Here is a 13474-nt window from a genome sequence, read left to right on the forward strand (position 1 = left end):
CATCCTATTTCCGCTGTTGTGCGGACTACCACATAGTGGCTACGGCAATGTTGATGATCGCAAGGATGCCCACGCCGTTTGCGAGTCCGGAGGAAACCGGCTCGTCCTTCTTGTAGCGGCGCTGTCCGATGAAGGCCAGTACGGCAATCACCAGGGTGATCAGCAGCTTGATACCCACCTTCAGGTGGTTGACGTCGCCGTCGCCCATCTCATTCAGCGCCACCAGCGCCAGGCCGGTGACCAACTGCAGCAGTGCTGCGTGGAACTGGCCGGGCAGCACGGTCGGATTCTTGATGCGGGCAAACCAGATGCCGACAATGATGGCTGCGCCGAGGATGTGCAGGAAAACAAGGAAGCTGTGAAGGAAGTCCATAAGGCCAGTTTACCGACTGGAAGTCGGGAACCCGGAGGAAAGCATAGGAGGCAGGTAACTTTTCTACAACATGTAGAGGATTTCCGTAGGGGCGACCAACCCGTAGAAACGGCGCAGGGCGCCCTCCCGGTAACGGGAGAGCGCCCTGCCTAAGCGGAACCGGAACTAGAGCCCCAGGTCTGCCTCGAAGTTGCCTTCTTCCAGGCGTGCCTTCAGCGTCTGCAGGAAGCGGCCTGCATCGGCGCCGTCCACCAGGCGGTGGTCGTACGTCAGGGAGAGGTACATCATCGATCGGATGGCAATGTTGTCATTGCCCTCGGCGTCGGTGACAACCATGGGACGCTTGACGATCGCGCCGGTGCCCAGGATGCCGACCTGCGGCTGGTTGATGATCGGCGTGTCGAAGAGGGCTCCGACGCTGCCGATGTTCGTGATGGTGAACGTGCCGCCGGAGAGCTCGTCGGGGCCGATCTTGTTGTTGCGCGTGCGGCTGCCGACGTCGGCAATCTTCTTGGCCAGCCCGGTGATGTTGAGGTCACCGGCATCGTTGATGACCGGAACCAGCAGGCCCTTCTCGGTGTCCACGGCAATCGCGAGGTGCTCGGCGTCGTGGTACGTGATTTCCTGCGTCTCGTTGTTGTACGAGGCGTTGAGGACCGGGTGCTGCTTCAGGCCTTCGACAACTGCCTTGGCAATGAACGGCAGGAAGGTGAGCTTCGCGCCGTTCTGCTGCTGGAAGTTGCCCTTGGCCTTCTGGCGCAGGGCTGCAATGCGGGTCATGTCGACCTCGTGCACCTGGGTCAGCTGTGCCGACTCCTCCAGGGACTCGCGCATGCGGCGCGCGATGGTCTGGCGGATGCGCGGTGCCTTGACCGTGGTGCCGCGGAGCTTCGCGCTGGCTTCGCTGATCTGCGCCGGTGCTGCCTTTTCGGGGGTGGCGGAGGCGGCAGGGGCGGACGCGGCGGGCTGCTGCGAAGCGGCCTTCTTAGCCTCAGCCGCTTCAAGCACGTCCTGCTTGCGGATGCGTCCGGCAACGCCGGAACCCTTGATGCTGGACAGGTCGACGCCGTGTTCGTTGGCGAGCTTGCGCACCAGCGGGGTCACATAGGTGCCGGCGTCGTTGGAAGCCTCCTGCTTCGGAGCCTCAGCCTTGGGGGCTTCCTGCTTGGGAGCTTCAGCCTTCGGAGCTTCCTGCTTCGGGGCCTTGGGCTCTTCCTTCTTTTCCGGCTCGACGGCCGGAGCTTCGCGCTCGTCCTTGGAAGCGGCCGCTACCGGCTCGGCACCCTTGGGCTCGGCCTTGGCCGGGGCAGCAGCACCCGATCCGATGACGGCCAGGACGGAACCGACCTCGGCCGTGTCGTCTTCGTTAACCCGGATTTCCAGCAGCTTGCCGGCTACCGGGGAAGGGATCTCGGTGTCGACCTTGTCGGTGGAAACCTCGAGCAGCGGCTCGTCCATTTCGACGTCGTCGCCGACGGCCTTGAGCCAGCGGGTGACGGTGCCTTCGGTGACGGATTCGCCGAGGGCGGGGAGGGTGACCTCGGTGCCTTCGCCGGAGCCGCTCTCCGCGGGAGCTTCTTCAGCAGCCGGAGCCTCTTCGGCCGCAGGGGCCGGTGCTTCCTCGGCAGGGGCCTCTTCGGCCGGAGCTTCCTGGTCGGCGGCGCTGCCGCCGTCGTCCAGCTGCTCGCCGGAACCGGAGCCGTCACCGATGCGTACAAGCGCAGCGCCGACCTCTGCGGTTTCGTCTTCGGCCACGAGGATTTCCTCGATCACGCCGGCAACGGGGGAGGGGATTTCCGTATCGACCTTGTCGGTGGATACCTCGAGCAGCGGCTCGTCGACCTCGACGCGGTCGCCCACGTTCTTCAGCCAGCGGGTGACGGTGCCTTCGGTGACGGACTCGCCGAGGGCTGGTAAGTTCACGGTTTCAGACATATTGTCCCCGTTTCTCCTTGATAGATCTTTTGTGACCAGCCGTGCCGCTGGTGCTGGTGATGATTTCCCCCGGGCCGAAGCCGCGAGGCGGAATGCGGCCCGGGGAAGTGAATCTTAGGTGTTAACCGTGAAGGGGCTTGCCGGCCAGTGCCATGGCGGCCTCGCCGATAGCCTCGTTCTGCGTCGGGTGGCCGTGGATCAGGCTGGCAATATCCTCAGGGTACGCCTCCCAGTTAACGATCAACTGGGCTTCGCCGATCTGCTCGCCGATACGGCCGCCGATCATGTGCACACCCACGATGGGGCCGTCCTTCTCGCGGACCATCTTGATGAGGCCGGAGGAGCCGAGGATGGAGGTCTTGCCGTTGCCGGCCAGGTTGTACTCCTGGACCTCGACGTTTTCGGCGCCCAGCTTCTCCTTGGCCTTGGCTTCGGTCAGGCCGACGGAGGCGATTTCCGGCTCGCAGTAGGTGACCTTGGGGATGTTGACATCGTCAACCACAACGGGCTTCAGGCCGGCGATTTCCTCGGCAACGAAAATACCCTGCTGGAAGCCGCGGTGGGCCAGCTGCAGGCCGGGAACGATGTCGCCCACGGCGTAGATGTTGCCGACGCCGGTGTGCAGGCGGTCGTTCGTGATGACGAATCCGCGGTCCATCGTCAGCCCGGCTTCTTCGTAGCCCAGGTTGGCGGTGACGGGGCCGCGGCCCACGGCAACGAGCATCAGGTCGGCTTCGAAGGTCTTGCCATCGGCCAGGGTGACGACGACGCCGTCGTCGTTCTGCTGGACGTTGTCGAAGAAGATGCCCGTGCTGAACTTGATGCCGCGCTTTTTGTACGCGCGTTCAAGCTGCTTGATGATGGCTGCGTCTTCGTTGGGGACCAGGGAGGGCAGGCCCTCGACGATGGTGACGTCCACGCCGAAGGAGTTCCAGACCGAGGCGAATTCGACGCCGATGACGCCGCCGCCGAGGATGACCGCGCTCTTGGGCACGGTGTCCATCTTCAGGGCCTGGTCGGAGGTGATGACCTTGCCGCCGATTTCCAGGCCCGGCAGTGAACGGGAGTAGGAACCGGTGGCCAGGATGATGTTCTTGCCGGTGTAGGTCTCACCGTTGACCTCGATGGTCTTTTCGCTGGTGAGCTTGCCCTCGCCCTCGATGACCGTGATGCCCTTGGACTTGATCAGGCCCTGCAGGCCGCGGAACTTGCCCGCAATGATGTTGTCCTTGTAGGAGTTCACTGCAGTCATGTCGATGGAGTCGAAGGTGGCGTTGATGCCGTACTTCGAGGCCGTCTTGGCGTTCTCCGCGATTTCAGCGGAGTGCAGCAGCGCCTTGGTGGGGATGCAGCCGTTGTGAAGGCAGGTCCCGCCCAGCTTTCCCTTTTCAATCAGACCTACGGAGAATCCCAGCTCCACGGAGCGCAGTGCCGCGGCGTAGCCGCCGCTGCCTCCGCCGAGGATCAGGATGTCGAACTCTTGCGCAGCTGCCTTATCGGCCACTTGGACGCTCCCTCGCGTATTCGTTGACGCGCCCATGCGCGCCGATGAGTTATTGGGCGTTTGTGATCAGTCCTCACCCTATCGCCCCCTACCACCGGCATCCACTTGGACACAGGCAGTAGGGGGCGAAGTGTAATGAGAAACACCTGCCACAAGCGTCAGTTCCGTTTCACGGAACCGTATTGGATGCTATGAGGCGCGCGCCACGACGTCCTCCGCGTAGGCCACCAGGGTGCGGACGGCGACGCCGGTGCCTTCCTTGGGGGTGTAACCGTAGGGGGCGCCGTCGTTGAAAGCCGGTCCCGCAATGTCCAGGTGCGCCCACGGGATCTTGGTTCCGTTGACTTCGCCGACGAATTCCCGCAGGAAGGTGGCGGCCGTCATCATGCCGCCGAAACGCTCCCCGTGGTTGGCGATATCCGCCACCTGGGAATCCAGGCTCGCCCGCAGCTCTTCCGGAATCGGCATCGCCCAGAACAGCTCGCCTGCGCGGTCCGCAGCTGCCTTGACGGCGTCCCGGACTCCTTCTTCACCCATGACTGCCGAAACGCGTTTGCCCAACGCAATCATCTGAGCACCGGTTAGCGTGGCGACGTCGATGATCGCGTCAGGGGTTTCCTCGCTGGCAGCCACAAGACCGTCGGCCATCACCAGCCGGCCCTCGGCGTCCGTGTTCAGGACTTCGACAGTGCGGCCGCCGTAGGTGGTCATTACGTCGGAGGGGCGCTGCGCCGTGCCCGAGGGCATGTTCTCGGCAATGCAGAGCCAGGACGTCACCTTGATGGGAAGCCCCAGTTCGGCGATGGCGAGCAGCGCGTTCAGCACGACGGCGGCCCCGCCCATATCCGATTTCATCGCCTCCATGCCGGCGGCCGGCTTGAGGGACAGTCCGCCGGAGTCGAAGGTGATGCCCTTGCCGACGAGTGCCAGCTTGGCCTTCGAGCGCAGCGGCGCGTATTCGAGCTTCACCAGGCGCGGGGGACGGGCCGATCCCTTGCCCACCCCGAGGATGCCGCCGAAGCCTTCGCGCTCAAGCTTCTTTTCGTCCATCACGGTGACCTTGACGGGCAGCGACTTGGCCAGGTCCTTTGCGGCGGCCGCGAAGGTCTCCGGGTAGAGGTGGCTCGGCGGCTGGTTGACCAGGGTCCGGGTGGCGTTGACCGCGCGGCCGAGGATACGGGCGCGTTCGAGGGCGGGCCGAAGGCCCTTCTCGTCAGCGGCTGCAGTGATAACGGTGATCTCCGAAACCGGCGCCGGAATCTTGTCCGCGGTGGCGGCACTGCGGTGTTCGGTGAAGCTGTACGCGCCGAGCAGGGCACCTTCGGCGACGGCGGCGGCATCGGCCACGGTGCCGGCCGGCAGTGCGAGGGCGACGGATCCGGTGCCGGCAATCTGGCGGACAGCCGAACCGGCGGCGCGGCGCAGGGCTTCCTCGGTCAGGGCGACGCCGGCCGAAACCTTGCCGAGGCCGGTAAGGACCAGCATGTCGGCATCTGCCTCGGGCAGGCCCGGCAGGCGGTGGACTTCGTCAGCTGCACCGGTGACGCCGAGCAGCGGCAGTGAAGCGGCCAGGGCGGCAGACGCCTTGGGGGAAAGCGGGCTTTCGATCAGGACCGGGCCGTCGGGGGTCTGGCCGACGCCGATCACGAGTGCGCTGGCGGCAACCTTCCGCCCGTCCCTGGATACTGCCGACAGGCTGGGTTCACTGGCTTTGTTCACGAAGCTGCTTCCTCACGTTTCTGTGTTGCTCTGCGTTTACCACACCGATCGTAGTCTGAAGAACGCCCGCATGCCGCAACGTTGCTCCTTAGCTGCTGCGCAGGGGCTAAGGAACAAAGGCCGGCCCCGGTCCCGGAATGAAACGCACGCGTCCGGACGTTTACCCTTGAGTAAGGGCACAGCAACGGTTTAAAGCAGCCGGAATCACCGGTCGTCACCTTCCTGTGCCGAGAGCGCACGCGAGTTCCCGGGAGGGGTAAGACATGCTGGATCCGTTGACCCTGTTTAATCTGAATCCGGAGGTCGCGGAGTCCGGGGACCTCTCCGGCTTGAAGCTCCTCGTCGGTTTCACCGGCTTCGCCGAGGCCGGCCACGTGGTCAGCCAGATCCGGGATGAGCTGTTTGATGCCCTGGACCATGACCTGGTGGCGACGTTCGACTCGGACCAGCTGATCGACTACCGCAACCGCCGGCCGCAGATTTCCTTTATCGAGGACCACCTCAGCGACTACGAGCCGCCGCGGCTTGAGCTGCACCGGATGTATGACGGGCTGGGGGAGCCGTTCCTGTTCCTGACCGGCTTCGAGCCGGACCTGCAGTGGGAACGTTTCACGGCGGCCGTAGTGCATTTGGTGAAGGCGTTCGACGTGGCCCTGGTCTGCTGGGTCCATTCGATTCCGATGCCCGTCCCGCACACCCGCCCGATCGGCGTCACCACGCACGGCAACCGGCCCGACCTGGTGGAAGGGATCAGCTCCTGGACGCCGATCGCGCAGGTACAGGCCGCCGTCGGACACGTCCTGGAGCTCCGGCTGGTCGAGGCCGGGGTCGACGTCGTCGGCCACGTGGTGCACGTACCGCACTACCTGGCCGAGGCGGAGTTCCCGCCCGCAGCCGTCGCCGGACTCGAGTACCTCGGGGCAGCCGCCTCACTGGTGCTGCCGACGGACCGGCTGCGCGAGGCAGGCCGGGACGTGGAACGCCAGATCACCGAACAGGTGGAGGCATCTGCGGAGGTCAAGGGCGTAGTGGCAACCCTCGAGAAGCGTTACGACCAGTACACCGAAAGCACCGTCCGGCGCTCCCTGCTGGTCAAGGGCAACGACGAACTGGCAGACGCCGAGGAAATCGGAGCCGCAGTGGAGGCGTACCTGGCCAGCCCGCAGGCCGAAGAAGAATCCGAGGCGCTGTGGCCCGAGAACCAGCATGACGCCCAGAACAGCGAACCGAGCGATAACGCGGATCAGGAGAATGCACCAGATGCCACCGAGGGCACGGTCGAGGGCCACGGCAGCGACGACGGGAACGGGCGGACCGGCACGGCCTGACGCCGCGCATCCCGGCCCCGGTCCGGGCCCCCGTCCCGGGCAGGTGTGCCGATGAACGGAACACGTGCCTGGATTGTCTGGGGCGTAGGCGTCTTTGCCTACATGGTGGCGGTGACCCAGCGGACGTCGTTCGGTGTGGCCGGCATCGAAGCCACTGAGCGCTTTTCGGCGACCGCCTCCGTCCTGTCCGTCTTTACGGTGGTGCAGCTGCTGGTCTATGCGGGGCTGCAGATACCCGTAGGGGTGCTGGTGGACCGCTTCGGCCCGCGGCTGCTGATCGCCGGGGGAGCTGCGCTGATGCTTGCCGGACAGCTCCAGCTGGCTGCTGCCGAATCCGTCGGCGCCGGAATCCTCGGGCGCTCCCTGGTGGGTGCCGGCGACGCGCTCACCTTCATCTCCGTGCTGCGGCTCCTTCCGGCCTGGTTCTCCGGCAGGAAAATCCCCGTCCTGACCCAGTACACCGGCATTGTCGGCCAGCTGGGGCAGATTGCCAGCGCAATTCCTTTCGCCTATGTGCTGCACCGGTTCGGGTGGAGCACGGCCTTTGTATCCGCTGCCTCCCTGTCCCTGCTTGCCCTGGTTCTGACCTTGGCCTGCGTGCGGAACCGGCCGGCCGGCGGTGAGGCGCCCGTCCCGCTGCCGTTGCGGCAGACCGGCACCTCCCTGGCAGAGGCGTTTGCCCAGCCGGGGACGCGCCTGGGCATGTGGACCCATTACACCGTGCAGTTCCCCGGCACGGTTTTCGTCATGATGTGGGGGTTCCCCTACCTGGTCAGTGCCGAAGGCGTGTCTTCCGCCGTCGCATCAGGCCTCATGACTTTCTTCGTGGTGGTCGCGATTGTCTGCGGGCCGTGGATGGGGTCCTGGGTGGGCAGGCACCCGCTGCGCCGCTCCACTATGGTGCTGCTGATCGCCGGCGCCATGGCGGCCGGGTGGGCCGCCGTCCTGCTTTATCCCGGCCCGGCGCCGCTGTGGCTGTTGGTCCTCCTCGTGGCGCTGCTGGCCATCGGCGGCCCCGGGTCCATGATCGGCTTCGATTTTGCCCGGACCTACAACCCCAGTGCCCGGCTGGGGACCGCCACCGGGATTGTGAACATCGGCGGCTTCATTGCCTCGCTGGTCAGCATGTACCTGATCGGCGTGGTGCTGGACGTGCTGAATAGCAGCGGCTTTTCAGGGGGGAACCTGTATGCCCTGGACTCCTTCCGGATTGCCTTGTCCGTGCAGTTTGCCGTGATGGCGGTAGGGGTCGCGGGCATTCTCCGGACCCGGGGGCAGATCCGCAGGCGGCTGGCCGACGAAGGATCGCCGCTGCCGCCGCTCCGCGCCGCACTGGCCCGCGAACGGCAGCGCCGCCGCGGGGAACGGGGAGGTCCAGGTCCGCAGTAGGGCCGCGGGCGCCCTCCACCCTTGACCCTTGCGCAGCCCCGCCGCCAAAATGATCCGCATGACCAGGGCGCGGGTGCCTGCCGGCACGGTGGTAAGCGTGAGCGGGATAGCCAAGGCTTTCCGGAATGTCACGGCGCTCGAAGACGTCACGTTTTCAATCGACGCGGGTGAAGCCTTCGGAATTCTCGGCCCCAACGGCGCCGGCAAGACCACAACCGTGGAGTGCGTGGCCGGCACGCTGCGGCCGGACAGCGGACGCATCACGGTACTGGGCGTGGATCCCGCGGCTGACCGGGCAACCGTACGCGAGCGGGTCGGCTATCAGCTCCAGGCCGCCGCTCTGCCTCCCGCCCTGCGCGTGGAGGAGGCGCTGCGGCTGTTCGCCGCTTTTTACCCCGCACCGGCCGATGTGCCGGAACTGCTGCGTACCGTCGGGCTGGACGAACACCGCAAACGCCCCTTCGGCAAGCTTTCCGGCGGACAGAAGCAGCGCCTCTCAATCGCCCTGGCGCTCATCGGCAATCCCGATGTCGTCGTGTTCGACGAGTTGACCACCGGGCTGGACCCGCAAGGCCGGCGCGACGTGCGGCAGCTGATTCAACGGGTGAAGGACGGCGGCATCACGGTCGTCCTCGTCACCCACTACCTCGACGACGTCGAGCGACTCTGCGACCGCCTGGCGATTATCGACGCCGGCCGGACACGGTTCGTGGGCACACCGGCCGAACTGCTCGCCCTTTCCGGCAGGAACGCCGCCGAGCCCGGTGCTCTCGAGGATGCGTATCTGGCCTTCATCGAGCAGACGGCAGCCGACTGAAGGGAAAGTGGAGCATGCGAGCCCTGGGAGCGCTGACGCGCACTGAAGCCACACTGTATCTGCGCAACCCGGTGAGCATTTTCATGGCATTGGTGCTGCCCTCGGCCATTCTGCTGCTCCAGGGCTTCGTCATTCCCAACACACGCGTCCCGATGGGAGGCACGGATCCCGTCTATGCCGCCCTGCGGCCCATCGACCTGCTCGTGCCGTTGTCCATAGCGGTGGCACTGGCCAGTGTGGCGGTAACCAATTACCCGTCCGCGATCAGCGGCTACCGGGAGACCGGAGTGCTGCGCCGGCTGGGCGTGACACCGGTCGGCGCGCACCGCATCCTGTTCGCCCAATGGATCGTCAGCGGCGTGGCGCTCGCCGTCGCGGTGTCCGTCACCGTCCTGCTCGCCAGGATTGCCTTCGACAGCCGGATGCCGGGCAGCCCCGGACTGGTTGTCCTCGTGGTGGTTTTCGGCGTTGCCGCCATGATGGCCGTGGGATCACTCATTGCCGCCCTCGCCGGGACCGCCCAGAACGCCTACGGCATCGGATTCCTGGTGTTTATGGGGTGCATGTTCACCGCCGGATTATGGACACCCGGGCCGCTGATGCCGGAAGGTGTCAGGCAGGTTGCGTCCTTCACCCCGCTTGGTGCCATGACCCAGGCACTGACCGCCGCCTGGTACGGAGGAACCGTCACGGCCGCTCCCTTCCTCGTTATGCTCTTCTGGACCGCTTCATGCACCGTGGTGGCCGCAAAGGTGTTCCGCTGGAAATGATCCCTCCGCTGCCGCCCGGCGGGCGGGCCTGTCGGCCCGGCCCGCGGCCGGCCACTTTTCCTCCACCGCTGCCGACGAGGCGGCTGAGCCGGCGCCGGGTGCACAGATTCCGGGCTTGCCCTGCAGCGACCGCGGATTCCCGGGCAACCTTGGGGCATGAGCACAGAACCGGCCAACGGCACCCCGCGGAACCCTTACCGCGTCAACGCTCCGGCTGACATCCTCAGCCTGATTCCACATACTTTGGGCTTCGAGCCGCGCGAGTCCCTGGTGCTCATGGCACTATGCGGTGGCCGGCTCGGCGCGACGCTGCGGGTGGACCTCCCGCCGCGTAAGGCGCCGCGGCCGGGGCCGGCACCCAAAGGGGCGGATGCCGCCTATTCCGCCACGGCCTCCCGGTTCCTGGCCTCGGACACCGAGGCCGACGGCGTGCTGCTGGCGCTGTATACGGACCTGCCGTGGAAAGACCCCGCGCATCCGCCCTACCGGCCGTTGGTCCGCCGCCTGGAGAAGGACCTGGCCGCCGCCGGCATCCCGCTGCAGGATGGCTGGCTGGTAGGGCCGGACACCTGGCGGGACTACTTCTGCACCCAACTGGACTGCTGCCCCTGGCCGGGGGCGCCCAGGTCGCAGATTGCAGACAGCATGCTGAACACGGAACTGGTGTACCGGGGGAGTGCCTTCGCGGCATCCCTGGAAAAAGCGGTGGGGGAGTCTTTCCCGGCGCAGTGGCCCAACCGGGGCGAGGTAGCGGTGAGCCAGGCACGCTTCGGGAAGCAAATGGCCGCGAATTGGTGTGAACGGGAGCAGTTCCGCCGCACCCTGGAGTTGTGGGGCAGATGTTTTGCAGGCCACGGCCTCGATGCCGGTGCTGTCCCGTACGCCGAAGACACAGCCGAGCCGGACGCCGGCTCCCGGAACCTGCTGCACCGCGATTCCGAATGTGCCGGGTTTCTCCTGGCGAGCCTCTGCGACCGCGGTATCCGCGATGCCCTGCTTGTCCAGACTGCTGCGGGCCACGCCGCAGCCGTTTACGGCGCAGAAGCCAACGGCATGGTCCGCCGCCAGGTCCATCCTGTTGTCCTTCCCGGGGCAGCAGACCACGGCCTCTCCGGACCCGGCGTCGTTCCCCTTCTCCCGCGCGCTCGCAGACAGTCCAAAGCAGCCGCGGACTTCCGCAGCATGCTGGTGGGCAGAGGGAGTGCCCCGGACTGGAACCGGCTGGACCGGGCGTACGGCGTTTTCTCGGATCTCGTGCCCGCGGCGGACGAAGACGCCAAGGCGGCGCTGCTTTCACTGCTTGCCTGGATGGAGTGGGCCAGGGGACGCGGCTCACGGGCGCACCTCCATCTGCAGCACGCGCTCGATGTGCGCCCCGGCTACCGTCTTGCCTTGCTGCTGCGCGAACTGCTGGGCACGGGAATCCTTCCGGACTGGACCGGTTCCCGGGACGGGTCATGGCCGGGCACGCCGGACGGCTAGACCGGGACCCGGACGAACCGGTGTGCAAAGAGAACCAGCGGGGAAAAGCTGCACGGCGGAACAGGCCCGCGGAGTGCGCCGATAAGGTGCGCCGGTGCGGTGGCGGGGCGGAAAACGTGCGACAATGGGAACCGAGACCCGGTCGGGTTCGTGTATCAAGTGTCCTTTGAACTGCCAGTCCCTGTGGCTTGCGGAACAATACACCGGCACGGTTTGTTCTATTGAGGGCAAGCCAAACCGAACACTTGGATAGAATCACGGACTTGACAGGGTCATAGTGGTGTTGCCCCCAATGGCGGTGCCACAACCCGCCGTATGAAAGGTTTTCTGTGTCGCCGAGAAAGACAACTGCAGTCGAAGAGACTGACACTGCAAATAAGCGCACTGCCGCAACTGAGGCCCCGTCCGCGGTGGCCGCCCAGGAGGCTGCTTCCGGCGAAAAGACCGCTGCCAAGACGCCCCGCAAGACTGCGGCCCGGAAGGCTCCGGCCAAGGCCGGCACCACTGCAGCCGGCCGAAAGACCGCTGCGAAGACCGCCAAGGCCGCCAAGGCCGAGGTTGATGAAGAGGTTGAGTCTGCCGACGTCGAGCCGGACGCAGACGCCGTCGAAGCTGCAGACACTACAGCACCCACCGGATCCGGTTTCGTGTACTCGGATGCCGACGACGACGACGCGCCGGCCCAGCAGGTCGTCTCCGCCGGCGCCACGGCTGACCCGGTCAAGGACTACCTGAAGCAGATCGGTAAGGTCGCCCTGCTGAACGCCGAGCAGGAAGTCGACCTTGCACTGCGGATCGAAGCCGGCCTGTACGCCGAAGAGAAGATGGCTGCGGATCCCGATATGGACCCGAAGCTCAAGCGTGAGCTTCAGTGGGTGTCCCATGACGGCAAGCGCGCCAAGAACCACCTGCTCGAAGCCAACCTGCGCCTCGTTGTGTCGCTGGCCAAGCGCTACACCGGCCGCGGCATGCTGTTCCTGGACCTGATCCAGGAAGGCAACCTTGGCCTCATCCGTGCCGTAGAGAAGTTTGACTACACCAAGGGCTTCAAGTTCTCCACGTACGCCACGTGGTGGATCCGCCAGGCGATCACGCGCGCCATGGCTGACCAGGCCCGCACCATCCGCATCCCGGTGCACATGGTGGAAGTCATCAACAAGCTGGCCCGTGTACAGCGCCAGATGCTCCAGGACCTGGGCCGCGAGCCTGCTCCGGAAGAGCTGGCGCTGGAACTGGACATGACCCCTGAAAAGGTCGTGGAGGTGCAGAAGTACGGCCGTGAGCCGATCTCCCTGCACACCCCGCTGGGTGAAGACGGCGACTCCGAATTCGGCGACCTCATTGAGGACTCCGAAGCCGTGGTTCCCGCCGATGCGGTCAGCTTCACCCTGCTGCAGGAGCAGCTGCACTCAGTGCTGGACACGCTGTCTGAGCGCGAAGCCGGCGTGGTTGCCATGCGTTTCGGCCTCACCGACGGCCAGCCGAAGACGCTGGACGAAATCGGCAAGGTTTACGGCGTGACCCGTGAACGGATCCGCCAGATCGAATCCAAGACCATGTCCAAGCTGCGCCACCCGTCGCGGTCGCAGGTCCTGCGGGACTACCTGGATTAAGCACCTGCCGGTCAGCCGGCAACCCGCTTCACCAACGGCACCCCGATCCGCGGACGGGGTGCCGTTTGCGTGGGGCACGCACCGGCGGAACAAGATGCAGCTGGACAAAAAAGAAGTCCCCTTCCGACTCGGAAGGGGACTTCTTCAAGCTTGGTACGCCGCGTCTACGCGGACATTACTCCGTGGCATCGCTGACCGAACAAGGCGACTGCCTGTTTACTCTGCAGAGACCGGCGCCTTCTCGTTCAGGCGCGAGGTTTCATCCTGCCATTCCGAGGTGAGCGGACGAAGGTTTGCCTCCACCGCCCGGGCGTGGTGCCCGCAGAAAAGCAGTTCCCCACCGGAGGATTCCAGTACGGCACGTACGTATGCCTGTGCGCCGCAACGATCGCAGCGGTCCAGGCTGTTCAGCTCACGGGTTGCTACTGCTGCTGTCATGAGTTGCCTCCTCAAGGGTGTTGATACTTCATATAACCACCTTTGACACCCCGTCCCTTGCAGGTTGGCCCGCCTTTCGCTCTACGCGTACCCTTCGGCGCGGTCC

At 65.7% G+C, this 13474-nt stretch carries 10 protein-coding genes and 1 pseudogene; 6 read left to right on the plus strand and 5 right to left on the minus strand.

The window, feature by feature from the left end; genetic code table 11:
• Positions 1-25: 25 nt before the first annotated feature.
• The 4 genes from N2K98_RS07095 to N2K98_RS07110 all read right to left on the minus strand — a co-directional run bounded on the left by N2K98_RS07095 (position 26) and on the right by N2K98_RS07110 (position 5531).
• Positions 26-373: a hypothetical protein gene (locus N2K98_RS07095; RefSeq protein WP_255765854.1), complete on the minus strand. Its 348-nt coding sequence runs from the start codon at positions 371-373 to the stop codon at positions 26-28.
• A 165-nt stretch (positions 374-538) separates the two neighbouring features.
• Complete coding sequence (gene sucB / locus N2K98_RS07100) at positions 539-2308, minus strand: 2-oxoglutarate dehydrogenase, E2 component, dihydrolipoamide succinyltransferase (protein ID WP_255865328.1); 1770 nt, start codon at positions 2306-2308, stop codon at positions 539-541.
• Positions 2309-2429: 121 nt separating this feature from the next.
• A complete protein-coding gene (gene lpdA / locus N2K98_RS07105; protein ID WP_255798050.1) occupies positions 2430-3812 on the minus strand; it encodes a dihydrolipoyl dehydrogenase in 1383 nt (460 codons plus the stop codon).
• A gap of 189 nt (positions 3813-4001) precedes the next feature.
• Positions 4002-5531 (minus strand): leucyl aminopeptidase, encoded by a 1530-nt coding sequence (locus tag N2K98_RS07110; RefSeq protein WP_255865329.1) that lies wholly within the window; start codon positions 5529-5531, stop codon positions 4002-4004.
• Positions 5532-5794: 263 nt separating this feature from the next.
• Between N2K98_RS07110 and N2K98_RS07115 the strand changes: the two are divergent.
• From N2K98_RS07115 to N2K98_RS07140, 6 genes and pseudogenes are all read left to right on the plus strand, one after another.
• Positions 5795-6688: pseudogene (locus N2K98_RS07115) on the plus strand (proteasome assembly chaperone family protein); the annotation flags it as partial.
• Positions 6689-6910: 222 nt separating this feature from the next.
• The gene (locus N2K98_RS07120; protein ID WP_255865330.1) at positions 6911-8248 is read left to right on the plus strand and encodes an MFS transporter; all 1338 of its coding nucleotides are present in this window, start codon (positions 6911-6913) and stop codon (positions 8246-8248) included.
• A gap of 58 nt (positions 8249-8306) precedes the next feature.
• Entirely contained in the window at positions 8307-9065 is a 759-nt protein-coding gene (locus N2K98_RS07125; RefSeq protein WP_255865331.1) for an ABC transporter ATP-binding protein, read from the plus strand.
• Between the two features lie 14 nt (positions 9066-9079).
• On the plus strand, positions 9080-9835 hold the full coding sequence (locus tag N2K98_RS07130; protein ID WP_255865332.1) for an ABC transporter permease: 756 nt from the start codon (positions 9080-9082) through the stop codon (positions 9833-9835).
• Between the two features lie 156 nt (positions 9836-9991).
• Positions 9992-11317, plus strand: a complete 1326-nt coding sequence (locus tag N2K98_RS07135; protein WP_255865333.1) for a DUF4192 domain-containing protein — start codon at positions 9992-9994, stop codon at positions 11315-11317.
• A gap of 329 nt (positions 11318-11646) precedes the next feature.
• The gene (locus N2K98_RS07140; RefSeq protein WP_255865334.1) at positions 11647-12930 is read left to right on the plus strand and encodes an RNA polymerase sigma factor; all 1284 of its coding nucleotides are present in this window, start codon (positions 11647-11649) and stop codon (positions 12928-12930) included.
• 216 nt (positions 12931-13146) lie between these two features.
• On the opposite strand, the gene N2K98_RS07145 is transcribed toward N2K98_RS07140, so the two are convergent.
• Positions 13147-13368, minus strand: coding sequence for a DUF7455 domain-containing protein (locus tag N2K98_RS07145; protein WP_146362357.1), 222 nt, complete (start codon positions 13366-13368; stop codon positions 13147-13149).
• Positions 13369-13474: the final 106 nt, after the last annotated feature.

The sequence above is a fragment of the Arthrobacter jinronghuae genome (assembly GCF_025244825.1).
Lineage (GTDB): Bacteria > Actinomycetota > Actinomycetes > Actinomycetales > Micrococcaceae > Arthrobacter_B > Arthrobacter_B jinronghuae.

Coding starts and splice junctions, on each gene's coding strand:
- N2K98_RS07095 (WP_255765854.1), bottom strand. CDS start 373: ATGGACTTCCTTCACAGCTTCCTTGTTTTCCTGCACATCCTCGGCGCA.
- sucB (WP_255865328.1), bottom strand. CDS start 2,308: ATGTCTGAAACCGTGAACTTACCAGCCCTCGGCGAGTCCGTCACCGAA.
- N2K98_RS07120 (WP_255865330.1), top strand. CDS start 6,911: ATGAACGGAACACGTGCCTGGATTGTCTGGGGCGTAGGCGTCTTTGCC.
- N2K98_RS07125 (WP_255865331.1), top strand. CDS start 8,307: ATGACCAGGGCGCGGGTGCCTGCCGGCACGGTGGTAAGCGTGAGCGGG.
- N2K98_RS07130 (WP_255865332.1), top strand. CDS start 9,080: ATGCGAGCCCTGGGAGCGCTGACGCGCACTGAAGCCACACTGTATCTG.
- N2K98_RS07135 (WP_255865333.1), top strand. CDS start 9,992: ATGAGCACAGAACCGGCCAACGGCACCCCGCGGAACCCTTACCGCGTC.
- N2K98_RS07145 (WP_146362357.1), bottom strand. CDS start 13,368: ATGACAGCAGCAGTAGCAACCCGTGAGCTGAACAGCCTGGACCGCTGC.